At 44.0% G+C, this 24,241-nt stretch carries 18 protein-coding genes, 2 pseudogenes and 1 riboswitch; of the genes and pseudogenes, 7 read left to right on the top strand and 13 right to left on the bottom strand.

Going from position 1 to position 24,241, the window contains the following annotated elements:
- Positions 1-109 precede the first annotated feature (109 nt).
- From AB4167_RS18215 to AB4167_RS18205, 3 genes and pseudogenes are all read right to left on the bottom strand, one after another.
- A pseudogene (locus tag AB4167_RS18215) lies at positions 110-334 on the bottom strand (carboxypeptidase M32); the annotation flags it as partial.
- Positions 335-355: 21 nt separating this feature from the next.
- Positions 356-934, bottom strand: a pseudogene (locus tag AB4167_RS18210) (IS3 family transposase); the annotation flags it as partial.
- Positions 935-1,217: 283 nt separating this feature from the next.
- Complete coding sequence (locus AB4167_RS18205; RefSeq protein ID WP_017066275.1) at positions 1,218-2,690, bottom strand: carboxypeptidase M32; 1,473 nt, start codon at positions 2,688-2,690, stop codon at positions 1,218-1,220.
- 296 nt (positions 2,691-2,986) lie between these two features.
- Here AB4167_RS18205 and AB4167_RS18200 point away from each other — a divergent pair, with 296 nt between their 5' ends.
- Entirely contained in the window at positions 2,987-3,622 is a 636-nt protein-coding gene (locus tag AB4167_RS18200; RefSeq protein WP_017058961.1) for a LysE family translocator, read from the top strand.
- A 106-nt stretch (positions 3,623-3,728) separates the two neighbouring features.
- On the opposite strand, the gene AB4167_RS18195 is transcribed toward AB4167_RS18200, so the two are convergent.
- From AB4167_RS18195 to AB4167_RS18180, 4 genes are all read right to left on the bottom strand, one after another.
- The gene (locus AB4167_RS18195; protein WP_372136879.1) at positions 3,729-5,204 is read right to left on the bottom strand and encodes an aerolysin family beta-barrel pore-forming toxin; all 1,476 of its coding nucleotides are present in this window, start codon (positions 5,202-5,204) and stop codon (positions 3,729-3,731) included.
- A gap of 560 nt (positions 5,205-5,764) precedes the next feature.
- Positions 5,765-6,226 (bottom strand): hypothetical protein, encoded by a 462-nt coding sequence (locus AB4167_RS18190; protein ID WP_017059728.1) that lies wholly within the window; start codon positions 6,224-6,226, stop codon positions 5,765-5,767.
- A complete protein-coding gene (locus AB4167_RS18185; protein WP_372136878.1) occupies positions 6,223-7,035 on the bottom strand; it encodes a transcriptional regulator in 813 nt (270 codons plus the stop codon). The genes AB4167_RS18190 and AB4167_RS18185 overlap by 4 nt, the downstream gene beginning before the upstream one ends.
- Positions 7,036-7,419: 384 nt before the next feature.
- Complete coding sequence (locus tag AB4167_RS18180) at positions 7,420-8,790, bottom strand: alanine/glycine:cation symporter family protein (protein WP_372136877.1); 1,371 nt, start codon at positions 8,788-8,790, stop codon at positions 7,420-7,422.
- A 128-nt stretch (positions 8,791-8,918) separates the two neighbouring features.
- Positions 8,919-9,038, bottom strand: a riboswitch (glycine riboswitch).
- A 609-nt stretch (positions 9,039-9,647) separates the two neighbouring features.
- Between AB4167_RS18180 and AB4167_RS18175 the strand changes: the two genes are divergently transcribed.
- Positions 9,648-10,382: a chromosome segregation ATPase gene (locus AB4167_RS18175; RefSeq protein ID WP_017059725.1), complete on the top strand. Its 735-nt coding sequence runs from the start codon at positions 9,648-9,650 to the stop codon at positions 10,380-10,382.
- Positions 10,383-10,704: 322 nt separating this feature from the next.
- On the top strand, positions 10,705-10,932 hold the full coding sequence (locus AB4167_RS18170) for a hypothetical protein (protein WP_065584878.1): 228 nt from the start codon (positions 10,705-10,707) through the stop codon (positions 10,930-10,932).
- 143 nt (positions 10,933-11,075) lie between these two features.
- Here the strand turns inward: AB4167_RS18170 and AB4167_RS18165 are convergent, their stop codons facing one another.
- The 6 genes from AB4167_RS18165 to AB4167_RS18140 all read right to left on the bottom strand — a co-directional run bounded on the left by AB4167_RS18165 (position 11,076) and on the right by AB4167_RS18140 (position 18,543).
- Positions 11,076-12,617: a sodium:alanine symporter family protein gene (locus AB4167_RS18165; protein ID WP_017063800.1), complete on the bottom strand. Its 1,542-nt coding sequence runs from the start codon at positions 12,615-12,617 to the stop codon at positions 11,076-11,078.
- 572 nt (positions 12,618-13,189) lie between these two features.
- Positions 13,190-14,362 (bottom strand): ABC transporter permease, encoded by a 1,173-nt coding sequence (locus AB4167_RS18160; RefSeq protein ID WP_372136876.1) that lies wholly within the window; start codon positions 14,360-14,362, stop codon positions 13,190-13,192.
- Positions 14,359-15,678 carry an ABC transporter permease gene (locus AB4167_RS18155; protein WP_372136875.1) on the bottom strand — a complete coding sequence of 440 codons (1,320 nt, stop codon included), beginning with the start codon at positions 15,676-15,678 and terminating at the stop codon, positions 14,359-14,361. Before AB4167_RS18155 ends, AB4167_RS18160 begins: the two co-directional genes overlap by 4 nt.
- 7 nt (positions 15,679-15,685) lie before the next feature.
- The gene (locus tag AB4167_RS18150; protein WP_017070946.1) at positions 15,686-16,660 is read right to left on the bottom strand and encodes an HlyD family secretion protein; all 975 of its coding nucleotides are present in this window, start codon (positions 16,658-16,660) and stop codon (positions 15,686-15,688) included.
- A gap of 3 nt (positions 16,661-16,663) precedes the next feature.
- The gene (locus AB4167_RS18145) at positions 16,664-18,100 is read right to left on the bottom strand and encodes a TolC family protein (RefSeq protein ID WP_017059718.1); all 1,437 of its coding nucleotides are present in this window, start codon (positions 18,098-18,100) and stop codon (positions 16,664-16,666) included.
- A gap of 215 nt (positions 18,101-18,315) precedes the next feature.
- The gene (locus tag AB4167_RS18140; RefSeq protein WP_009846577.1) at positions 18,316-18,543 is read right to left on the bottom strand and encodes a hypothetical protein; all 228 of its coding nucleotides are present in this window, start codon (positions 18,541-18,543) and stop codon (positions 18,316-18,318) included.
- A gap of 617 nt (positions 18,544-19,160) precedes the next feature.
- Between AB4167_RS18140 and AB4167_RS18135 the strand changes: the two genes are divergently transcribed.
- The 4 genes from AB4167_RS18135 to pgl all read left to right on the top strand — a co-directional run bounded on the left by AB4167_RS18135 (position 19,161) and on the right by pgl (position 24,222).
- Positions 19,161-20,813 carry an ATP-binding protein gene (locus AB4167_RS18135; protein WP_372136874.1) on the top strand — a complete coding sequence of 551 codons (1,653 nt, stop codon included), beginning with the start codon at positions 19,161-19,163 and terminating at the stop codon, positions 20,811-20,813.
- Between the two features lie 69 nt (positions 20,814-20,882).
- Positions 20,883-21,578, top strand: a complete 696-nt coding sequence (locus AB4167_RS18130) for a response regulator (RefSeq protein ID WP_017069356.1) — start codon at positions 20,883-20,885, stop codon at positions 21,576-21,578.
- A gap of 410 nt (positions 21,579-21,988) precedes the next feature.
- Positions 21,989-23,491, top strand: coding sequence for a glucose-6-phosphate dehydrogenase (gene zwf, locus AB4167_RS18125; RefSeq protein ID WP_017059714.1), 1,503 nt, complete (start codon positions 21,989-21,991; stop codon positions 23,489-23,491).
- Complete coding sequence (gene pgl / locus AB4167_RS18120) at positions 23,488-24,222, top strand: 6-phosphogluconolactonase (protein ID WP_372136881.1); 735 nt, start codon at positions 23,488-23,490, stop codon at positions 24,220-24,222. The genes zwf and pgl overlap by 4 nt, the downstream gene beginning before the upstream one ends.
- Positions 24,223-24,241: the final 19 nt, after the last annotated feature.

The following is a 24,241-nucleotide window of genomic DNA, read 5'->3' as shown; positions in this document are numbered from 1 at the left end:
TTGCCATTCTAGGTTGGTGCGTCGTTTTGCCATTTCAACTCTCCTTTGGGTTGGAGAGATGATCTTATTCTTCGTGCTGAAAGATTAGAATGCGGTGTTCATGACACGCTTACCTTCTTAGGTGGTCTTTGAAGTATTGCGCATTCAAGGTTTCACCGGTTGCGCCTTTCACCAAATCATCAGTAGTAAGCAGGCTGCCTTTGCTCCAAATGTTCGATTCTAACCAATTGAAGATAGGGGATAGGTCACCGCTTTCAATCACTGAGTTCACATCCACTGTTTTCTTCATTGAAGCCATGAACTGAGCCGCGTACATCGCACCTAATGATCTGCTCCAGTTAGACTGGACACCGCATTAAGCGACATATTGTTTTTCAAAGTTAACTGGGCTTAGATACCCAAGAGCACTGTGCCTTCTTGTTCGATTATAATCAACTTCGATATATTCAAAAAGTGCTTGGCGCATCTCTTCTCGCGTCATTATCGGCTCGTATTGGACGGCTTCTACTTTCATTGAATGGAAAAAGCTTTCAACACAGGCGTTATCCCAGCAATTTCCCTTCCTACTCATACTTTGTTTTAAATTATGGGCTGAGATTAAGTATCTGTAGTCTTTTGAACAATATTGACTACCTCTATCACTATGGATAATCACCCCTTCGGGCATGCCTCTACGGAACAATGCCATTGATAGCGCATCACAGACCAGAGTCGCGGTCATTCTGGTGCTCATTGACCAACCAACGACTTGCCGTGAGTACAAGTCGATAACAACCGCTAAATACATCCAACCTTCGCTTGTCGCTAGATAGGTAATATCTCCAGCCCATTTTTGGTTCGGTGCTGTTGCATTAAAATCTTGCTCAAGCAAGTTCGGGGCAACAGGAAGCCTATGCTTGCTGTCTGTCGTACATTTGAACTTACGGGCGGCCTGATCTGCACCAGTGATACTGGACACTCGACTAAGCGAGTTGCCCTACTTCTGTTAATTCATGACTTACTAAATTAGATAAAACGCAACTCGGAAATGTCCAGAACCTTCACAGATGGCACTTCGTAACTCAGAAGTGCCCCTTTTCTAGTTAGAACCAAAGCTACCCTTCAGCCATAATTGTGACTTTTGACTTACAATACTTGTACTATGCTTTTTTCAGCTTGGTTCTACTTACACAGCAAGCTCTGCAAGTAGAAACCTTCAATGTAGTTGGGCGTTTTATCTACAGATAACGACTTCTCAAATGGTCTTTGAAGTATTGCGCATTCAAGGTTTCGCCCGTTGCACCTTTCACCAAGTCATCAGTGGTCAGCAGGCTGCCTTTGCTCCAAATGTTTGATTCTAACCAAGTGAAGATAGGGGATAGGTCACCGCTTTCAATCACAGAGTTTATATCTACCGTTTTCTTCATTGAAGCCATGAACTGCGCCGCGTACATCGCACCTAATGTGTACGATGGGAAGTAACCAAATGCGCCGTCTGTCCAGTGGATGTCTTGCATACAGCCGTTAGTGAAGTTGCCTTGAGTGCTTAAACCAAGGTAAGACTGCATCTTGGTATTCCATAACTCTGGCACGTCAGTGTGTTTGATCTTGCCGTTGATCAAGTCACGCTCAATCTCGTAACGCAGGATAACGTGTGCAGGGTAGGTCAGTTCATCGGCATCAACACGGATGAAGTCTTTCTTCACGCGCGTGTAGATCTTCTGGAAGTTTTCTTTCTCAAATTCTGAGCCTGAGAATTGCTGACCAGCCAAGTTCGCTAAGTGTCCAATGAACGGGTCGCTGCGGCCGACTTGCATCTCGAAGAATAAAGATTGAGATTCATGAATGCCCATAGAACGAGCTTCCCCCGCTGGTTGTCCTGCTAGGTGTTTTGGTAAGCCTTGTTCGTAACGTGCGTGGCCTGTTTCATGCACAATACCCATTAAGCTTTGAACGAATTCCGCTTCGTCATAGCGTGTTGTGATACGCACGTCTGAAGGGACGCCGCCACAGAATGGGTGAACACTTTCATCCAATCGGCCGTGTTCAAAATCGAACTGAAGCAGCTTCATGACTTCTAAACCCAGTGCTTTCTGTTTCTCGGTCGAATAGATACCTGATGGTGCGTTAAATTGCTCGCTCGATTGTTTTTCGATCACTTCATCAATTAAACCTGGAAGCCAAGTTTTAACGTCTGCAAATAGGGTATCAAGTGAAGTAGAGCTGGTGCCCGGTTCATAAATATCCAGCATCGCATCATAAGGCGTTAGATTGGCTGCGTCTGCGCGAATCTGCGCTTCTTCACGAGAAAGCTCAACCACTTCACGCCAGTTCTTTTCGAATCCAACCCAGTCGTTGTTACCGCGTTGGCTACGCCACGCATGTTCACATTTTGAACCCGATAGAGATTTCGCTTCAACCAGTTTTTCTGGAAGCAGGTTTGCTTGTTGCCACTGGCGTTTTATTTCACGAAGTGACGATTGTTGCTCAGTGTTCAGCGCTTCATTTTCAGCGTCTGCAATCCAATCGCCAAGCTGTGGTTGAGTCATTAAGCCGTGAATATGAACAGAAAGCTCGGCCATCGCTTCACTACGAGCTTGGTTACCACCTGCTGGCATCATTGAAGCTTGGTCCCAACCACAAATAGAAGCTAGGTGTTGAAAGCGTGAACATTTTTGAGAGTGTTCGACTAGTTTTTTGAATGCGCTCATTTGACTACTCTTAATTTGGTTTCTTTAAATGATCCTTAGGGCTGCGTCAGCGTTAAGGTTCATCTCGTGTACTTTGATTATGGCTTTGCTTTTTAATGACGCCGACCTTCGCAGTCGAAGATATAGCGAGAAAAGCATGAGGCGGTACGATGCCTTGAATTTACTATTTCTTAACAAATCAAACTGTTCTATTGTGCACAAAATCAGTGAGTTGTATAGCTGGTGGTAATTGTTGCTTGCGAATTGTTCAGATACACGGTATTGATGATAGATCGCTGAACAAAAATGACAATGATATGGATATTTTGAACTTTGAGGCATTTCTAATTGCCATCACTATTTTAACGCTAACGCCGGGCTTAGATACGGCTTTGGTGATTCGCAATACTAGCCGCTCTGGCTTAGCTGACGGTTGTATGACGAGCTTTGGTATTTGTAGCGGCTTGTATGTACACGCGTTTTTCTCTGCTGTGGGTATATCTGCAATCCTCGCCCAATCCGCTGAACTCTTTCAAGCCGTTAAGATGGTAGGTGCGGTTTACCTCATCTGGCTTGGCTTAAGCAGTTTGCGAGCGTTGATGAAAAACGGTGGCGGTTTGAAGGTCGGAGAACAAGCTCAGCAGGCTTACAGTGCAAAGCGTTCTTTGCGTGAAGGCTTTCTGTCTAACGTTCTTAACCCAAAAACAGCAGTTTTCTATCTGGCCTTTTTACCTCAATTTGTAAACCCTGAAGGTTCGCCTTTATTGCAATCTATGTTGATGGCTTCGGTACACTTTATGATTGCGATGGTATGGCAATGTGGTTTGGCTGGCGCGCTTAACTCGGCTAAAAATTTGCTCAAAAACGCGAGTTTTATGAAGTGGATGGAAGGCGTGACGGGCATGGTGCTGGTTGGGCTGGGTGTTAAGCTTCTGATGGAAGAGCCTGTGTAGTTCACCGTTTTCAGTTGAACATGAATATATGAAAGCCCACGATGTGTCGTGGGCTTTGTGCTTTATTACTGGTAGATCTTTGTACCGATCTTATTCTACAGCGCAGTTATTCAACGACGCTAATGTTCATCTCAGCACCTTCGAAACCTAAGTCACTCAACTCATCGGCGTTAAAGTTGGTGGTAACTTCGATGTCGCCAATGCGCTCAGTAGATTCGTTGACGGAATCAGTACTTCTTTTGCTGCGTAGATTGTTAGTAATTGGTGTTGCTTGTCCAATTTCGATAGTACCTGCAAATTGAGATTCAGCGTAGAAATCTCCAGACACGTAAGAGTGGAAGGGGCGTAAGCTTCCGCCAGTCGCGTATTGCATGCTTGATAAGCCAGCTTCTTTAATCGCCCAGCCCCAATCCCACCATTTAGTTTCACCTGGGATGTAACGGTGATCCCATTGGTAGCGAATGTCGGCAGATTCACTGCTGCCACGGCCCATGGTGAAGGTATGAGCCTTGTACGGGCGGTTATCTGGATGAGAGTGCCACGCGTTGCCACCCCAACGAAGGAAGCCGTTGAATTCAACATCGTAGCTAATATCGGCGTTGAATCGGTACGGGTAAGAGATGCTTGAACGATACAGCTCAACTCGAATCGGTAGCTCCGAATTCGCAGGAACCATAGGACGAGCTTGAAGTGTTACTTGTTCGCTAGTGGAGTTGCCATTTGTTTCAGCGAAGCTTTGATTAGCCTCGAACTTAACGGTGAGCTTAGTTTCGCCAACCAAAGGCCACTTGAAGGTGCTCTCTGTTTGAACGCTCTGTGAGAATCCGTAGCTGTTCGTTTTCGACCAGTTTGTTGATTCGTCTACTTTTAAGTCTACCACCACTTGTTGCGCGATGTTGCTGTTGTTTCTTGCCGTCGCGTAAACCGTTTTCACTAGTTCACGATCCGACTCGACAACATCACCATGCCAAAAGTTGTCGTCGTTAACGGTGTAGGCAAAATTGTCGACGGTGATTTTGGTTTTTTCATCACAGCGATAGCCGCTACAAGAGCCATTGTTATTTCCTTGTATTACCCAACTGTTGCCAGAGCGCTTTATCGTCATGTCTTCGCCCACGTACTGACTGTTATTACCGCCAACCCAAGCGTAACCTAGGTTGTGGGCTAAGTAGCTTAATGGGCGTACAAAGTCGTTACGGTTGTTCACTAATTCATACTGAACATCGATTTCGCTGCCTTCCTGAACCGATTTGGCGGAATAGTTGGGGATTTCAGATTGGTCGTTGTTTGGGTAACAGAACGTTGACCCACTGCTTGATTGCTTAATTTCGCCATGATAACCCGGCCCCATGATTACCCAGTTTCCTTTTAACCCGGTGATCTGCCAAGTGCCCATGCGAGCGACCAAAGTACTCTTCTGCTCTTCTGCTTCATAACGGTCTATAGGACGATAACCAGAGCGACAGACATCTTCACCAAGTTGGTCAAACACTATTTGGTCTGGGTAAATCTTCGCATTTACACCGGTTGATAGAACAGACAACACTGCGGTTGCTAAGAGACTTCTGTTTACTGTGATCATTAACAATTCCCTCATTTGTAATTTTTCTATTTTGATAATGTTTTGTGTGCCGTGCAGTTAACAAGACAAGTTCACTTTTTCATGTTGATAAATAGATAGATACTGAAAAGGGTTGAATTAAATTACCCAGTTAATTCAATGGCTTGTATTGTCATTAGTGTTTTTACGGTGAAAGAGTATGCAACTGAACGTAAATTGTTTGATGGGGCTCAAACCGTTTTTAGAAAAATGAAGGCCCATTATTCGGGCTTAGACGTCAAAATTATTTGACGTTATTTTTGGCGTTTGTAAAAATGGTTAATTAGAAGAACAGGTATAACCATTCACAATACTCGTAGTTTTAAGGTGGGCAGGTAGTGAGTGACAAAGAGTAAAAATCTAACTTGAATATTTTGCTTTGCTATCGGTTTTAAAATGCAAACACTTAAAGTAAGGAAGACTGTAATAATTGTATTACTGATAAAATAATGAAAATAACCATCCGTTTTTTATGTGTAATATCGGAAAAGCTTGCTACTTGATAATAGGGCACTTTTGGCTAGTGGTTAAACTATCTCTAATTATCGTTTGGCCAGAAGTTGCGTTCGGCCTGTATTACACGTTTTAATGATGGCAAATAAATCATTCGAACTTAAGATATCAATCTTTACCGTTAATGGGTCATTGTTGATTAACAGGTAAGGCGCCAATCGGCTGTCATTCATTGTTTTATTTATTTTTTGCACAGAGACTAAGTCAATGGTGCCAGAAATAGAAAAGAAAAGTGATTGAGAAGGACGGGCTGTTCCTCTGAATCGCAGAACAAGTGGGTCGGGCATGTTGTCGTCTTGAACGGACATCAGGTGCAGCACCTTGTTGTTACTTATTTTCGTTAATCCGTCGGTACGTAATACATTGTCATTCACTATCAGGTCCACCACGCTATGTTGGTAGCGATGCTCTTCTTTTGGTTGGGGCGAAGGGATACTCCATATGCCAACCAATAAAACGAATGCAGAAATGAGCGCAACGATTGGCATCATAATTGACCTCTTTCTAGGAATAGGGCCAGTTCGGTACTGGCTTGATCTAGTTGGGTTGGCGTGTAAAAGATGTTGACGGACTGGCGTGTGGCTTTGTTCAGAATAGAGAGCTCAGAATATTCCGCTTCTTCGCTAATGTACGCCACGCAATCACATTGATACTGATAGAGAATGCTTTCTAGCTCTGGCGTCATCGCCATTTCAGGGGCTTGGAAAACTTGTATTTGACCTATCCATTGCTCGCTGAGTCGGTTAACGGGGTTGATATCGCTGAGGTTTCTCTCATTAACCTTAGCAAAAGCCAATAACGCTGATGCCAACAGTAAGCAGCCAGCGGTGAAGTAGCACAACTTGTTTCGGTTTTCAGCAGTGGGAAAGTAAGCCGACGAACTTTGTTTAGGGTTAGGCTTAGGTTCGACTGCAACAGCTGCACCGATAGCAATACCGTTATTGCCGACGGGTATCAGGTTGCTCGCATCAGCAAGGGGAGTTGTGGCTGCATTATTGATGGGGGAGTCGATTACCACGCACTCATCGATAAGGCGATAGCCCACCTTAGGAACGGTGACGATTGGGGTTTCTTTGATGCCTAATCTAACGAACCCTTGGCGCAGTAAACTTATACTTTTCGCTAGTGACGTATCCCCTATGAACTCGTTTCCCCAAGCGAAGCTAATAATATCTTGTTTGTTAACAATATCGGGTGAGTTTTTATGTAATAACTCCAGGACCCGAGTTTCACGGTATCCTACTTTAATAGAACGTTCATCGTTATAAATACGGTTTTTAATCGGGTCGAATCTGATCATATAGCCAACGTTTTATTTTTATTATAATTCTCTCTACAATGTAGATGACTATAAACTGACTAATATATGAATTAAAGTCACATGTTTTATTCTTCTGGTTTTTTGTGTCGTTGAAACGAAAAGAAATTTAATATGTTTGTTACAAAACGCCTGACACCTACGCACAATCTGTTAAATATAAGTAATATCTAATTAAGTGTTGGTTTTATTAGTGTTCTTTTTAGTAGTCTTCTATCTTCTTTATTAAATCGCATAGTGGTCGATTTAATATTCTTGTTATTTATAAGGGCATATGTGCTGCATAATAATTTAAGACGTTTCGCTATGTGATGAAAATAAAAAAGCCCGCAGTTGAATGCGGGCTTGGTATTCAATCACTTCAGTTTACGCTTTAACTGCTTCACAATCATTTGAAGACGTCAACGGTTTGAAGAATAGCTTGGTTTCTTCGATAACAACGTGGCGCAGCAAGATAAGCCCGATTAGGTTCGGAATTGCCATTAGGCCGTTCACGATATCAGCCATTATCCAGATCATGTCGAGCTTTAAGAATGCACCAGAAGCCACCAACGCAATGAAGATGATCTTGTAAGGCAATACAGCTTTGGTACCTAGCAAGAACACAACACAGCGCTCACCGTAGTAGTTCCAACCTAAAATTGTTGTAAACGCAAAGAAGATTAAGCCAACAGAAACCAACATAGGGCCAAGGGTATCTGCATTCAGACCAACAGCGAATGCGTGAGTGGTCATCGCAGCGCCTGAAAGATCAGTCTGCCAAGCACCCGTTAAGATAAGCGCCAAACCTGTCATCGTACAGATGATGATGGTGTCGAAGAAGGTACCTGTCATAGAGACAAGTCCTTGTTTCACACATGAGTCTGTTTTAGCCGCTGCTGCAGCCATTGGTGCGCTACCTAGGCCAGATTCGTTCGAGAACACACCACGAGCGATACCTGATTGGATAGCAAGCATGATGCTCGCGCCAAAGAAACCACCGGTTGCTGCTGTGTTGGTAAACGCAGAAGTCACAACAAGGGTAATGGCATTCAGTAGTTGGTCGGCATTTGAAATCAGAACGCTTAAACACGCGACGACGTACATAACCGCCATAGTAGGAACAACTTTCCCTGCCACTTTAGCGATAGATTGGATACCACCAAGGGTAACCACTGCCACTAATATCGTAAGAACGACAGCAGACATCTCACGCGAAGCGCCAAATGAGATTTGAGTTGCGTCCAAGATAGCGTTGACTTGTGGGAAGGTACCGATACCGAAGCAAGCAACGCCGAGCGCGAAGACAGCGAACATTACCGCTAAGATTCGTGAGCCGACACCGTATTGCAGGTAGTACATTGGGCCGCCAACCATTTCGCCATTGCTATCGGTTCTGCGGTATTTAACGGCGAGTAGACATTCTGCGTACTTGGTCGCCATACCAAATACAGCGGCAAGCCACATCCAGAATAGGGCACCAGGGCCACCAATCTTGATTGCGGTCGCTACACCAACGATGTTACCTGTACCAATGGTTGCTGAAAGTGCAGTACACAAAGCCGCGAAACTCGATACGTCACCCGTACCAGATTTGTCTTTGCTGAACACCATTTTCAGTGCAGTTGGGAGGTGTCTAAACTGGAGTAAGCCTAAGCGAAAAGTAAAGTAGATCCCCGTTCCCACTAGCAGAAGAAGCAGCGGTGGTCCCCAAACGAATTGGTTGATGGTTTGAAGTGTAGCTTGTAGATGGTTCATAGTTTCCCCTTAATAAATTAAAAATTTAAGGAGAAGAGGGAAGGCAGTGCAGATCACAGGGATCGATAGCACTACTTAATACATACGGATTTCTAGATAGAATTCTTTTGTTAATTAAGGCTGTTGCTTTCCACTCCTCTGTCCTTTTGCCTGAGAGTTTCACTTAGCGAATCACTTATAGATAAGTAACGGGCACTAAGCTTGCTCCTTCGGCGACCGATCTAACGGTTCTCTCCAGAGGTTCCTCCAACGACAGTCCTCACTTTTCTGGATTTCTCCAGCATAAAGCACCTGAAAGATTTACTTCTTCGGCGGGTCAATCTAACTAAATGTTATTGTTTAGTTAAAAACCACTCTCCTGCAGTCTTCATTGGAACAATTACCTAAATAATTAGGTAATCTGTAGGCGTATCCTAGATCATATAAAATGTGATGTCAGCTACAAAATATCTGTTTGCACAAATGTTGTTCAACTAAATGATCAAACAACGAGTCTCTGACGTAACTTGCTTATTTAAATGGTATAAAATAGAGAAACAAGGAGGAGTTATGACTCGACTAATAGCGATTGTTTTTTTATTGGCTTTGGCATTTGTACTATTTCGTTACCGGACAAACGAAAAACTGCAAAAATGGGTAGTGATAGTTATCGTTAGCAGTTTCCTTTTGTATACTGCCAGCTTGATGATTTCGGAGTTAACTCGTTAAGCCTGCCTGTAAACAGGTGGGATGAATGTGTTAGTAAAGCTTAAGTGCTTCTGGCTTGAGCGATAGGTTTAACTGAGCCTTCACAATCAGTATTGGCATTCGTGTCAGTGACCGCGTAACGTTAAATAAATTTTTGGGAGTACCCGCTAGTGAACCAGCAATCTGGACAAAGCGAACAAGATGAAGTGGTTGTTATAGAAGAACGCGATAAGCGCAGTCAGCTCTATATCGGCATTGCTGCGGTTATAGGTTTAGCACTGGGTGGCTTAATTGGTTCTACAGTTACGGCTTCTAAGTGGGAGTCCACTTATCAGGTACTCGAAACTCGTTATCAAGAACTGCATGACAGCAGAGCACAGTTGATGACATCCGTTGAAACTAAAGTGGCAAAAGTTGATACCGAAATCGATGCGAAAGTAGAAGCCGCTCTAGTGAAACAAACGGAAGAGCATCAAAAAGAGCTCCAGGAATTAGCGAAGCAGTCTTCGGTTTTAGAGAAGGCGAACTACTCGTTAGAGCAACAGCTAAATGAACAGAAGCAAACGTTAGAGCAAACTCAGCAAGACAACCAGAAACTTAATCGTCAGGCTGACATGCAATCGACTTTGTTTGAGCGTGCGCGTGAAGTTTTCCGAAAAGAATTACAGATTTCTCAAGAACTTGAAAAACTTGAGAAAGAAAGAGATCAACTCGAGCAGAATCTTGGTTCTCTTAAGAAAGCGTGTGATGTTTACTTAGATGGCACATCATGGGATGCGAAATCTGACGCGTGTGAGAAGCAAGATAACGCTAACTCTCGACTGAGTGATATAAGACAAATGATTGAAGTCCACACCATGGACCTCAAACAGATCAAAACTCTCACTGAAGAGATGGGTCTATAAGCCGAAGGCTTTACCAACCTAACGTTAGTTTTTCACTAAATATTGAAACGCCCACATCACACACGTGATGTGGGCGTTTTGCGTTTGTCGAGAGCATAGATCCGGTGCTTTCTCATTATTGATTATTTGCGTGTTTTCATTGTTTGCTTAGATATTTGTGAATAGTTACGTATATCCACAATGATATGTTACTTGTTGTCTATTAAATGACTTTGCATACATATTTTCAGCTCAGAGTCGCTGCATAATAGTGTTGTTCAGGATGAACACGCAGTCGATTGCTAGCTCGCATTTGGCTGCTTTGACGACAAGGGATGGAGTGATGCCAGAGTATCTTTGTGAGAACTGCACCATAGCTTATTGTTTCGATGATTGTCGCTCGCCATTAGCGCAAAAAGAGATGATCAAAGTAGAAGAGTTGGTTCGTCGTGTCGATGTTGAACACGATGATGAACAGAGTGAAAAGGGTGAAAAGAGTGAGCAGGGCATTGAAGGTAGTTATTCGCCTAATCGTTCAGACATAAAAAATCCCCACAAGCCAAGCTGGTAGGGATTTTGGATAAGTTGCAGTCCTGTTCTCGCTTTCTCAAGCAAAGGGTCTTACAAAAATTTTTAGAACAGTTTCGTTTTTAGAGCTGTGTCGTTTCTTAGAATGCAGTTAGCTACTAGAGCAAAACCTCATTCCACTAAACGTTATTTCTCATACGTTTTGATTTCGCCTGATTTCACACGAGCAACAAACGATTGCAGTTCTTTCTTCACAACTGGCATCAAGAAGTACAGACCAAGAATGTTGAAGATAGACATCGCAAAGATAGCCGCATCAGAGAAGTCGATTACCGCACCAAATTGAATCGTGGCACCAATAACAACAAACACACAGAACATCACTTTGAAAATCAGCTCCGTTGTTTTGCCTTCACCAAATAGGTAAGTCCAAGCTTTAAGACCGTAGTACGACCAAGAGATCATGGTAGAAAACGCAAACATGATTACTGCGAGAGCGAGTGTGTATTTGAACACTTCTGCCGTTTCAGTAAACGATGCAGCAGTCAGCGTTACACCCGTTAAACCAGAGCCATCGAATGGACCTACGTTTAAACCAGCGATAGTGATAACCAATGCGGTCATTGTACAAATGATTACCGTATCAACGAACGGTTCTAATAGTGATACTAGACCTTCGGTGATTGGTTCTTTTGTTTTAACCGCTGAGTGAGCGATAGCTGCTGAACCTACACCTGCTTCGTTCGAGAATGTTGCACGTTTCAAGCCTTGAATTAGCGCACCAATAAATCCACCAACAACACCTTCACCAGTAAATGCACCTGTAAAGATTGCGCTGAACGCAGGGCCAACTTGATCAAGGTTAGAACCGATAACAATCAGAGCCATACCGATATACAGAGCAGCCATCCAAGGAACAACTTTTTCTGTTACCGATGCGATAGAAGGCATACCACCAACAATCACAGAGAAAACTAAAGAGGCAAGTACAAGGCCAGTGATCACACCGTATTCACTTGGTACATCAAATGCGTAAGTTAACATGGCGTGTGCTTGGTTAGCTTGGAACATGTTACCGCCGCCTAATGCGCCTAAAATACACATTAATGCGAAACCAATAGCGAGCACTTTACCTAGTCCGCCTAAACCTCTTTCACCCAGACCTTGGCTTAGGTAGTACATTGGACCACCCGAAACAACACCTGAAGGTAGGATAGTTCGGTATTTCACACCTAAGGTACACTCACAGAACTTAGAAGCCATACCCAGAAGGCCACACAAGATCATCCAGAATGTCGCGCCAGGGCCACCAATCGCAAGTGCAGCACCCACACCGGCAATGTTACCAAGCCCGACGGTTCCAGAAAGGGCAGTAGCTAAAGCTTGAAAATGGGAAACTTCGCCGTCTTCTATTGAGTTAGGGTCTGTGTACTTGCCTCTAATGATATCTACAGCCATGCCGACTCGCTTAAATTGAACGAAGCCAAAGTAAACAGTAAAGATCAACGCAGCGAGTAATAACCAGCCAACAATAATAGGGAAGTTGGCTTCGCCAACCGGTACACTTTTAAATATGAGTCCAACGAACCATCCTGTGTAGTCGTTGAAAAACCCATCAACACTTTGACTTAAGTTGCTGATAGCTTGGTTAAATGATCCTTCTTCTGCAAATGCACTGGAACTAAACAATAATATAAACCCAAAAAATAATTCACGTATGTTTTTCATGGTTTTCCCTGTCTTTTTAATAAATTATGTTTGTTGCTGTTGTGTTTGTTTTCTATTTGATTTGTATATCTCAGTGGTTTATCTACTTCATTCGACGGCAACATAAACGGCTGTAGCTAGGTCGAAAAACGAAATAAATATAAGTACTGATCTTGCTTTGTATGGATATCTTTTTGGTATGTGCACCAATAAGACTATGGTATTCGGGCTACCAAGTCCTACTGATAATCCTATACATAAAAATAATGCCAACAAAGAAATTTTTACAATAAATTTACAATTGTTCGGGTTTTGTCATCATTTGGGAATAAGTCGGTGCTTTGTAGGCTGAGAAAAGTATATGCAGTAGTTGTTTTAGGGACGGGTGAAGGAGAATTCAGAGTGATGGGCTGTAGGGGCATAGGGGGGACATAGAGGGAACGTAGGAGAGTTCGAGTATTCGATATGTTTTGGCGGTGTTTAAACATTCGAAGGCTGAAGGTGTCTTTGGATCTGAGGATATTAAAAAAGCCCTTTATCAGAGCTTTTATGTTCTAGCGGAAAGCATGAGTACTTTCCGCTAGAACATAAAACTAAACGGCCCGATGACTATTGCTATTGCCAACTGTGCCTTTACTGGATTTGTGGTAGAGCTTAAGTGCCAATAATGAACCCCACAGCAAAACTTGTCCCCAGAGTAATGTCCATTGAGACGCCACTTCTTGCCAAGATGCACCCATCTGATTAAGTGCTAAGAAGCCTTGGATAGCCGGTGTGCTTGGGAATAGCTGTGATAACAGAACTAACCATTCAGGCATCATTTCAACCGGCCAGATAAAACCTGAAGAGAAGATCAGTGGCATTGAACTGATTAACACTACAACCGTGACTAGTTCTCTTCGTGGTACTAACTCACCAATAAAAATCCCGATCAAACAGCTGGCCAGTAAGAAGGGCAGAAGTAAGGTTAAGATCTGTGTTGTTGAGGCGAGCTGGTTTATCCCATACATCGAAAAGCTAGCGCCGAAGTAATACATCGACAACAGGTAATAAATGCCGACTAAGGTACAACAGCGGGCAAGCATCAGTTTCTCTGGAGAGGTTTTACTCCAGTAGCCAAACGTTGATTGAGCATTTTGGGTCGCGCCAACTAAACCAGAAGCCATGGCTAAAGTTTGTTGCAGGATCAAAACAAAGACGGCTGGAACCACGTAATCGATGTATCCCATGCGACTATTAAACGTTGGTTTCAGGTTCAAGCTGAATGCACTGTAGCCTTTGGCTGCCGATTCTAAAGGCACACCTTCGACTAACAAATGGCTGACCTTAACTTGCGCAGCTAACGTGCCACCAGCCTTGGCAAGCCCTTCAACAATGGTTCCGTAGACCAAAAAGTAAGAAGCATCACCAGCGTAAGAAAGTGTCGGGCTCTTACCGAGCAGCAAGTCTTTATAGAAATCTTCTGGAATGACAAGGAAGCCGCCAATCTCTTGGTTAAGCACGGCTTGTTTAGCATCGGCGATGGTGGAGTCTCGACGGACCAATTCGATTTGAGAGGTTGCATCGACCATTCGTTCTAATTGGTAGCTGCTTTGACTCTTATCCAAGTTCACAACCGAGGCTTTCAGTTGTTGAGGAACTTGGTTCGCGTAAGGCAATGGATACAAGAATGAATAGAAGACCACACCACCAAATACCGTAAGAAGCACGACAGGGTTACGCAGTACCTCTAAGAGTTCTTGTTTGAGCAGTTGAGTAAAGCTCATCGTTTTACTCCTTGTTGTGCTGATGCTTCTGGCTGTGTTGACGGCGTTGTTTTTGCAGATAAAGCTGCTTTTGCTGACATAGCTGCTTTTGTAGATGGATCTGATTGCGCAGTTAGAGTTGATTGCGCCAAGTGTTTCTTAATTAACAACATCACCACCAAAGCAGGAACCGCGTACCACAACATAGAAGAGAGGCTGATCAAAGACTGTGCTGCGCTCACACCATAACTAGACTGCGCCGTTTGTACTTCGATGTAATGACTCACGGGCAATAAGCTTCTCCAAATTTGAGCAGCTGTGTTCATGTCTGTTACTGGAAAGGTAATACCCATGAACGCAAAGCTTGGTGCCGTAAATGCGCCAGCGAAACTCATCGCCCTTGCTGGATCAAGTGTTAAGAAGAAAAACAAACAACCCATAATGATACAACTGATCACGGTTAGCAGTTGGGCAATAGTCAATGCCACAAAGCTGCCGTTAAATGGCCAGTCTAAGAGCACATAGAACCAAAAACTAAACGCGATACCAAACATCAAAAACAAGACAAGGTAGGGCGTTAATGTTGATGCGAGTGACTTCATAGGGGCGTTGGATAACCAAGCGTGAAGCCCACGAGCTCTAACGTTCGCCGTCAAAACCAATATCGTGCCCACCACAATCATGATCTGCCACAGTGCAGGAATAACCGCAGACACCAAGAACTGTGCATAACTGGTGTTCTTGTTGAACAGCGGCGTGATCTGGCTTTGTACCGTTACTGCTTGGCCTAATGCGGATTGCACCGTGGTATCACCGTGTGACAGCTGTTTCACGACTTCAAGTTGCGCGTTAAAAGTCCCTTGAGCCTGCAGCAAGGCAGAGTTCACCAGCTTACCGATTAAGATAAATTGGCTGTTATAGAATACAGACACTTGCGGATTCAAGCCGAGCAGAAGGTCTCGGTCGAAGTGCCTTGGTATCACAACATAACCATAGATATCACGTTCGATCATCGCTTTCGCCGCATCACTCGCAGAGCTGTATTTCTGAGTGACTTGCAGCGTTGGTGACGCATCAACAAGGCGTGTGAACTGTTGCGAGATTTGACTGTGCTCAAGGTCGACAACTGCGACCGGTAAGTCACGAGCGATCCCTTGTGAAAAAATCAGCCAGATACTGGCAGCAAGCAGCAAAGGAATCCAAGTTAGGCAAGACAACAACCATTTGTCTTTGCGGACAATCGCCCACTGCCGAAGCAAGGTATTCTTCGCTCTATGATGCTCAGTTGATTGCGAGCCTCTAGATTGCGATCCAGTATATTGAGAGTTAGCAGACATAAGTCACCTAAAGCTCAACCACTAGGCTCATGCCCATACGCAGTGTTTCGCTCGTATCGACAGGGTGTGCTTCTACTTCAAAAGTACGTAAATCGAAGCCTTGTGCTGCGTCTGTTGAGCGCCAAGTTGCGAAATCACCCATTACGGCGATGTGAGTTACTTGGAAAGTTAATGATTTATCCAGAGCCGGTAGGTACGCCTCAAACTGGCTGCCTTTCTCGAAATGCTTAAGCATGTCTTCACGAACATTGAGCACAGCCCAAGCATCCTTGGTGTCGATAACAGTCACAACAGGGAAGCCTTGTGGTGCAAGTTCTCCACTGCTCAATAGAACCTGAGAGACTTCGCCATTAAACCAGCTGTGGATCTGTGTGTCTTTTGCGTAAGCTTCAACTTCCGCTACCGCACCCGCTGCCATTAACGCTTTTTGAGCGGCGGCCACTTTGGTTTCGTCACGCGCACCTTCTTGCGCTAATTGATACATTTGGAATGCAGCGCTTTCGGTGTACTTCGCCGCTTGCCACTGTGTTTTGGCTTCATCACGCTTCTGCTCGGCAACCACACCATCGTTGTAAAGGTTGTTTACACGTTGGTAGGTTTTGTCCATCAGATCGGCAGCTGCTTTGGCTTTCAACCATTGGTCTTTAGCCGCTTGGATCTGTTGAGTACGCGCGCCATTCTCTGCTTCTTGTGCTAATGCACCAGCGGCTTTCTGACCAGCTTTTGCTTGCTCTAGCTTCGCATCAATCTCAGGGCTTAGTAGAGAGAAGATCAATTCGCCTTTTTCAACCGAATCGCCTTTGCGCACGAATATTTCATCAATTCTGCCAGGTACTTTCGATGAGATGCTGTATTGCTGCACATCGATTTGACCTTGAAGCTTAACCGGCTGAGGTTGATAAGCTTGATAGAAACTGTATCCGACCCAGCCAATAACGCCGATACCAACTAAAGATAGAAGAAGGGGCTTAATAGGTTTCATGAATTATCCTTTTGACTGGCTAACGGTGTCTGTTTTTGAGTCGAAATCAGACGGAACAGAGGAGGTTAAGTAACTGGAGTAAGCATTCATTTCGCTGGTTAGCGCTAACAGCTTGTTGAGAGAGATTAGGTATTTGAAGCGAGCAGCAGATTGCTGGGTTTTAATGCTCGCAAGATAAAGCTCGGCATCAACCACTTCTAATGAGTTAGATAACCCTTGTGTGAAGGCTTTTTTACGAAGTAATAGGTTTTCCTGAGCTAAAGACAAGCTCGAGTTTAGGCCTTGAACCTCTTCAATGGCTTGGTTTGCTTCAAGGTAAGTCTTTTGTACCAACACGGTTAAGTCTTGCTTAGCTTGTGACTTAAGGAATTGAACCTGTGATACGGCACTGTGAGCCGCAGCGACTTTGTCGGAACGGCCAGAGGTATCAAGCAGTGGCACATTCACACCAATGCCAACCAACCAATCGGGTTTCATTTCACTGGCTAGAGAGTCATCTTCATACAGGCTGTAATCACCATAAAGGTAAACCTCTGGGTAGTATTTACCTTTCTCGGCTTTAATTAAGCTGCTTGCTTGTTTCTCTTTTGCATCAAGAATCTTAAGGCCGGGGTAGGTCATGAGTGTCTGGTCAATGAACACGTCCATATGAGGCAGGTTCTTATTGATAAACAGTTGTTCAGAGGGTTCTACACTTTCATTTTGACCAAGGATTTGGGTCAACGCCAATTGCGCAATTTTAAGATCGTTCTGAGCTTTCGTGCGCTCTACAATCGCTTTATCTAAAGAAGCATCGGCTTGTAGGCGTTCTACTCGGGCGATTTGTCCTTGCTGTTCAAGCTTGATGGCGAAATCACGATGCTGAGTTAAGCCTGCTTCAACGGCTTGACGCGTTCTCACCACGTCTTCCGCTAAGATCACCGAGAAGTAATACTTACTTAAGTCTTCGTAGCGAGCTTGTTTCTCCATCAACAGTTGGCTTTGCGCTTCTTCGCTTTTACCTTCAGCCGCATTTTGCGCAGCGGTTATTCGACCACCAGTGAAGATAGGCCACACAGCACGAATGGAAGAGCTAAAGATGTCTTGTTCGGTAATGGTAGAGGTGATGCCACCTAACTGAGCTAAGAAGGGAGCAAATGCTGGATTTACGCCGCTTAAGCTGTCACCGAACTGTTCACCATTAATCGTCACATCACTATCAAGGTGCGTGTAGTTAGCCCCTAAGGTAATAGAAGGTAGATTAAGGCTACTTGTTGAGTTCTGAAGGTGTTGATAACGTTCAACGTTGGCTTGTTGAGCCGCAAGTGAGTTGTTGTTTTCTTGCAATATTTGCCACGCTTCAGAAAAAGTGAGCGGAGCTGCATAGCCTGGCGAAGCCATAGTGCCGAGAAGCATACTGGCGATCGCAAGGTATCGGAATTTTGGTTTGGTCATCTGCATTAAATACCAATTAGAGTATTAACTCTAATGTTAACAGGGCGATAGTCATTTGTCTTGAATAGATTGTCTCATATGAATAGAAATTTTCATAACTCGTTAAACAAGTGTAAATAAGATTGAGTGACGTGAATATCAAAGATAAATGAAACTTAAAAAGCACGCATAAGCGTGCTCTTTAAGTTCAGTATAGAAGTGTTTTTACAAAATGAAGTGGCTTATTTAAAGCTAGGACAATGGTGATCGGCGCGCCATACCAATTGTCTTGAACCTTGCATTGTTTGTAATAAATCTCTCCCTGACATTTGCGGGAATGCTAACAATACCTTGAGATCGAGTGGGGAGGTGCCATCTTTCTCATAGGCTCTTACGTGAGTAAAAGTCGATTGTAAGTGTTTGAACAGCATAGTCTTAGTAAGACAAATTCCAAAGTTATCGCGTTTCATTGCCTTGTTTCCTTTTCAACAATGTTTATACGTTATGTTTGTTATCCTGTTTCTATTGGACGTTGCCACTGATCGATACTTCCTGCTCATCAATGTTTTATTATTGGGTGATGCTTTTATCAGTCACCTCTTCGTTGTCTGGCTAGCCGAGTTTGAAATAGCGATGGATGAATAGGGGAGAATACTTAATCCGTTTGTTCATCATTCGTAACGGCGAGCGTGCAACTTTTAGTTATAGATACGTCCAGCGAGCGAAGGGTTGTTGCTATTTTGTTAATCGAAGTTTCGATTCAAAGCGCGGTCTGAAAATCATGACCTATGGCTTAGCAACAATAAACTTCATCATATGCAACCATTATAATTGTATTTATTTTAAACAACCTAAAAAACACCTAAAAGCTTAGTGATCTAGCTCAATATTTATTCGTTTATTTTGGTTTTTAATCTAATCAGTCCTAAAAATGAACGATTAATCGAGATGAACAACGTAAAGGATTATCAATTAACAATCTGCTCAATTATTTAGTTGAGTAGCAGTCACAAATTCACGTCCCTAGAAAGGTCATGCGATTAACTTGGTGTTAACATTGATCGTCTAACACTAGGGACGGTGGAATATGAAATGGAGCAGTATCAGTTTCCGTAAAAGGTTACTGATTATCATGACGGTCACTGGCCTCGTTGAACTTTTGATTCTTGCAGCGGCTGGTTTTTACTACATCAAACAATCTCAAGAACAAGAGATGGGTTTGAAAGCGTTAGGTGTTGCTGAATTTCTATCTGAATCGCCACTTGTCACCAGCATTATTCAAGAAAATGGAACGTTGGACCCTGATGGCGTTCCCTACGTTTTGTCTGAAAAAACCCAAGTTAAATTTCGTAACCTTACTCAGCTCATTGGCGCGGCGTTTATCGTTGTTGGAGATGATAAAGGTATCCGCCTGATTCACCCTTACGATGACAGGCTCGGCAAACCCATGCGTGGTGGCGATAACCAAAAAGCATTGGTATTGGGCGAGTCTTATGTGTCGACAGCCAAAGGATCGCTGGGTTTTTCAGTTCGTGGTAAATCCGCGGTAAAAGACACCCAAGGTACCGTTATTGGTGTGGTGTCAGTTGGTTACTTATTGGATTCGTTGCAAGATCGAATCGAACCTTACTTAGCCTTTTTGATTGTGATGGCGTTGCTGGTGGTTGCGGTCAACGCTTTGATTTCGAGTTATGTATCTCGCCGTTTTCAACGCGCTATTTTGGGCTTTGAGCCTGAAGAGATAGGCCGGTTGTATGTTGAGCTAGATGTAACCATGAGTACCGTGAAAGAGGGCATTCTGAGCATCGATAAGCACGGCATTTTACGTTCAATTAATAAGAGTGCCTGCGATATTTTATCGATAGACAGGGATAAAGCACTCAATCAACAGCGCCTTTCTGATGTATTGCCAGGCAGTGATTTAGAACAACTGCTATCAACCGGCGACACCGACCACGATGTTGAGTTGTATTTAAACAATAAGCGAATCATTGCTAACCGAAGCCCGATTATAGTGGCAGGTGAGGTGGTCGGGGCGGTATCGAGTTTCCGATTACGAGATGAAATCAACGATTTAACAGACCAGCTCTCACAAACCAAAGAGTATGCTGATCTATTGCGTTCACAAACCCACGAGCATCAAAACAAGCTCAACACCATCAGTGGCTTGATTCAGATGGGCGAGCTGGACTCTGTTCAACAATTGATTGGTCAAGAAACCGCTCATTACCAGAGCTTAATTGAGTTCTTAAGAGAGACGGTGAAAGACCCTCTTATTGCAGGCATGCTTTTAGGCAAAACAGAGCGAGCTCGAGAGATTGGGTTAGAGCTTAAAGTGGAAGAGGGATCAAGGCTTGAAGCTCTGCCTAGCTGGTTAAACGCGGATGACGTTGTCACAATTCTTGGCAACCTGATTGATAACGCCTTTGACGCCACCATGACGGCGATTAAGCAAGAGGGTCAAATTGCGCCAGCGCGTCGGGTTATTGAAGTTTCAATCAGTGATTTTGGTAATGAAATTATCGTAGAAGTAGAAGACAAAGGGTGCGGTTTGCCGAAAGAGTTGGCGACCAAAGCACTTACCGAAAAAGGCGTATCGAGCAAAGCGAAGCAAAATCGTGGTGTGGGTTTGTATCTGATAAAGCAGCTGGCAGACCGATATCAAGGGCAGCTTGAAATGGTCGACAACCAAGATTTTGGCACGCGAATGACGGTTTATTTGCCAAAAGAAGAACAATAATAATTAAGCACGAAGCGATCTTGTGAAGATCATTGTGACGGAAAAAGCATGGTTAAAGGAAGAACATAAATGAACGCAATCACGAGAGTCATGGTCATTGAAGATGATATTGCGATTGCAGAGCTACACCATCGTTATTTAGAACAGATGGGTGGCTTTGACGTGGTCGGCATTGCCACTACACAGTCTGAAGCGCTCATGCAACTGGACATCTTAAAACCGAATTTGGTGTTATTGGATGTGTATCTGCCGGACGGGTGTGGGCTCGATATTCTTAATCACGTAAGAGGGAGCAATCAAGGCTGCGACGTTATCTTGATTACTGCTGCTCGGGATGTCGATACGCTGCAGCAAGCAATGCGTGGTGGGGTGGTCGATTATCTATTGAAACCAGTAATGTTCCCTCGTTTGGAAGCGGCGCTGAAAAAGTATCAATCTCAACAGCAAGAGTTTGAAAGTGTGTCGGATTTGAATCAAGGTTTGGTTGATAAGATGCTGCAAGCCAATGCCAAAGCGGACTCTGGAAAAGTATCCACCTTACCCAAAGGCATTGATGGCGTAACGTTGGATAAGATCAGAGCCATTTTTCAACAAGCTGATGCCGTTAATATTACCGCCGATGAAGCCGGAGAACGAATTGGTGCTAGCCGAACCACCGCTAGACGCTATTTAGAATTTTTGATTACCACTGGTGAGTTAGTCGCAGACTTAAATTACGGTACCGTGGGGCGTCCGGAGCGCTGCTACAACAAAGCGCAAAGATAAACACGACACCATCAAAATAAATATAAAGCCAGTTGAATAAGCTGGTTTTACCTTTTTCTCCCTTTCCTATTGCTCACTCCACCGACCAGATACCGTTCTTTCTTGACTACACTGTTTGAGAATGCCGATTTGCTTCTCCCTCGGGTCAAATGAACGGAACTATCGATTAGAATTTGTTCGAAATGAGTCAATATTTAATCGATTGCTTTCACAGTGGTTGATGTAAATCAAATAGTCATAGACAATACTGTCCCGAATAGAGGTGATAGCTTTCACCCTCGTTTACCAAACGCATTCTCAAATTTAATAGGCGCTTACTATTGATGTAATAGTTAAGACCTATTATCTATTTTCGTATGTCGCTGATACCTTTGGCGAATACTAAAAACCTTGTTTTTATAGGAAAGATGATGGTAATACCTGAAAACAGCAGCATCGTTATTTTTGGTGCGTCGGGAGATCTAACTTACCGCAAGTTAATTCCTGCTCTATACCACCTGTATGCTAGCAATCAACTACCAGAATCCTTTGCGATTCTTGGAGTGAGCCGTACTGAGTACAGCGATGAGTCTTACCGTGAGAAGCTGAAGAAGTCTCTTCAGGAAATGGAAAAAACTGAACCAGAGACGCTGAATGCATTTATTGAACATCTGCATTACCAAGCGATCAATACTTCAGATGTAGACGACTATGCTCGTTTAGCACAACGTCTAGACAAGCTTGAGCAAGACTACCAATTCGAAAACCATAACACATTGTTCTACTTGGCAACCCCGCCAAGCCTATACGGTGTGATTCCAGCAAACCTTGCTGCGCATGGCCTTAACGATGAATCGAACGGCTGGCGTCGTCTGATCATCGAAAAACCATTTGGTTACGACTTAGCATCAGCTCAAGCGTTGGATGAAGAGATCCATCATCACTTCCAAGAACACCAGATCTACCGTATCGACCATTACCTTGGTAAAGAGACGGTTCAAAACCTTCTAGTGCTTCGTTTCTCAAACGCGATGTTTGAACCACTGTGGAACCGTAACTTCATTGAATACGTTGAAATCACAGGTGCTGAGTTCCTTGGCGTTGAAGAGCGTGGCGGATACTACGACGGTTCTGGCGCAGTTCGCGACATGTTCCAAAACCACCTGCTGCAAGTGCTAGCGATGGTAGGTATGGAGCCGCCTGCACAAATTAACGCTGATTCTATTCGTGATGAAGTGGTTAAAGTGCTTCAGTGTCTGAAACCATTAGAAGAAGATGATCTGCGTAAAGACTTAGTATTAGGTCAGTACACAGCATCAGATGTTCGTGGTCAGCACCTACTAGGTTACCGTGAAGAGCATGGTGTAGCGGATGATTCTCGTACCGAGACTTACATCGGCTTGAAAGCTCACATCAATAACTGGCGTTGGAATGGTGTTCCTTTCTACGTACGTACAGGTAAACGCTTACCAACACGTGTGACTGAAATCGTGATTCACTTTAAGAACACGCCACACCCAGTATTTGGTCAAGATGCACCAGAGAACAAGCTGATTATCCGCATCCAACCGGATGAAGGTATTCAGATGAGCTTTGGTTTGAAAGAGCCAGGCGCAGGCTTCAAAGCAAAAGAAGTGAAAATGAACTTCTCTTACTCTGACTTGCCTGAAACTCAGATGCTGACGGCTTATGAGCGTCTTCTTCTTGATGCACTGAACGGTGATGCGACTCTGTTTGCACGTACCGATGCGGTAGAAGCATGTTGGAAGTACGTTCAACCAATCTTAGACTTCAAGCAAGATCCTCAAGCACTGTTTGGCTATGCTTGTGGTACTTGGGGCCCACAGGAAGCAGATGAACTTCTGCAACGTGATGGCCGCGCATGGCGTTTCCCATGCAAAAACTTAACAGACACGGATTACTGCGAACTATGATCAATCACAAGATCTTTGCAACGCCTGAACTGGTTGTTGAAAACCTAGCAAATGAAATGAAAGCATACAGCGAGCAGGGCAAACCTGTTCACATTTCACTGTCTGGTGGCAGCACGCCAAAAATGCTTTTCAAACTTTTAGCACAGGCGCCATACGCGGAAGGTATTCAATGGAATAACCTTCACTTCTGGTGGGGCGACGAACGTTGCGTTGTACCAGACGACGCTGAAAGCAATTTCGGTGAAGCAAACGCGCTCTTATTTTCAAAACTAAAAGAGTTTACTCAAGTAAACCTTCCTTCTGAAAACATCCACCGCATCCGTGGTGAAGATGAACCAAAAGCAGAAGCAGAGCGTTTCGCAAAAGAGATGGCAGACGTAATCCCAACAGAAAACGGCACGCCTGTATTCGATTGGATTCTGCTTGGTGTTGGCGCAGACGGCCACACAGCTTCACTATTCCCAGGTGCAACCAACTACCAAGATGAGAACCTATCTGTATTAGCTTCTCACCCTGAGTCTGGTCAAATCCGTGTTTCTAAAACAGCGAAAGTTTTAGAAGCAGCAAAACGAATCAGCTACCTAGTACTGGGTGCAGGTAAAGTTGAGATCGTTAAAGAAATTCATACAACTCCTGCTTCAGAACTGCCTTACCCGGCAGCGAAAATCCAGTCTAAAACTGGCGAAACAGAGTGGTTCCTAGATTCAAATGCAGCAAGTGCTATCGCATAAGTGCGAATAGCCGCAAGGA

Source organism: Vibrio sp. 10N.286.49.E11 (assembly GCF_041469505.1).
In the GTDB taxonomy this organism is placed as follows: domain Bacteria; phylum Pseudomonadota; class Gammaproteobacteria; order Enterobacterales; family Vibrionaceae; genus Vibrio; species Vibrio crassostreae_C.
This window is presented reverse-complemented; position numbering and strand designations above follow the sequence as displayed.

Excerpts from the sequence above, each read along its gene's own strand:
- AB4167_RS18205 (WP_017066275.1), bottom strand. The coding sequence starts at position 2,690 with ATGAGCGCATTCAAAAAACTAGTCGAACACTCTCAAAAATGTTCACGC.
- AB4167_RS18200 (WP_017058961.1), top strand. The coding sequence starts at position 2,987 with ATGGATATTTTGAACTTTGAGGCATTTCTAATTGCCATCACTATTTTA.
- AB4167_RS18195 (WP_372136879.1), bottom strand. The coding sequence starts at position 5,204 with ATGATCACAGTAAACAGAAGTCTCTTAGCAACCGCAGTGTTGTCTGTT.
- AB4167_RS18190 (WP_017059728.1), bottom strand. The coding sequence starts at position 6,226 with ATGATGCCAATCGTTGCGCTCATTTCTGCATTCGTTTTATTGGTTGGC.
- AB4167_RS18185 (WP_372136878.1), bottom strand. The coding sequence starts at position 7,035 with ATGATCAGATTCGACCCGATTAAAAACCGTATTTATAACGATGAACGT.
- AB4167_RS18180 (WP_372136877.1), bottom strand. The coding sequence starts at position 8,790 with ATGAACCATCTACAAGCTACACTTCAAACCATCAACCAATTCGTTTGG.
- AB4167_RS18170 (WP_065584878.1), top strand. The coding sequence starts at position 10,705 with ATGCCAGAGTATCTTTGTGAGAACTGCACCATAGCTTATTGTTTCGAT.
- AB4167_RS18165 (WP_017063800.1), bottom strand. The coding sequence starts at position 12,617 with ATGAAAAACATACGTGAATTATTTTTTGGGTTTATATTATTGTTTAGT.
- AB4167_RS18160 (WP_372136876.1), bottom strand. The coding sequence starts at position 14,362 with ATGAGCTTTACTCAACTGCTCAAACAAGAACTCTTAGAGGTACTGCGT.
- AB4167_RS18155 (WP_372136875.1), bottom strand. The coding sequence starts at position 15,678 with ATGTCTGCTAACTCTCAATATACTGGATCGCAATCTAGAGGCTCGCAA.
- AB4167_RS18150 (WP_017070946.1), bottom strand. The coding sequence starts at position 16,660 with ATGAAACCTATTAAGCCCCTTCTTCTATCTTTAGTTGGTATCGGCGTT.
- AB4167_RS18145 (WP_017059718.1), bottom strand. The coding sequence starts at position 18,100 with ATGCAGATGACCAAACCAAAATTCCGATACCTTGCGATCGCCAGTATG.
- AB4167_RS18140 (WP_009846577.1), bottom strand. The coding sequence starts at position 18,543 with ATGAAACGCGATAACTTTGGAATTTGTCTTACTAAGACTATGCTGTTC.
- AB4167_RS18135 (WP_372136874.1), top strand. The coding sequence starts at position 19,161 with ATGAAATGGAGCAGTATCAGTTTCCGTAAAAGGTTACTGATTATCATG.
- AB4167_RS18130 (WP_017069356.1), top strand. The coding sequence starts at position 20,883 with ATGAACGCAATCACGAGAGTCATGGTCATTGAAGATGATATTGCGATT.
- zwf (WP_017059714.1), top strand. The coding sequence starts at position 21,989 with ATGGTAATACCTGAAAACAGCAGCATCGTTATTTTTGGTGCGTCGGGA.
- pgl (WP_372136881.1), top strand. The coding sequence starts at position 23,488 with ATGATCAATCACAAGATCTTTGCAACGCCTGAACTGGTTGTTGAAAAC.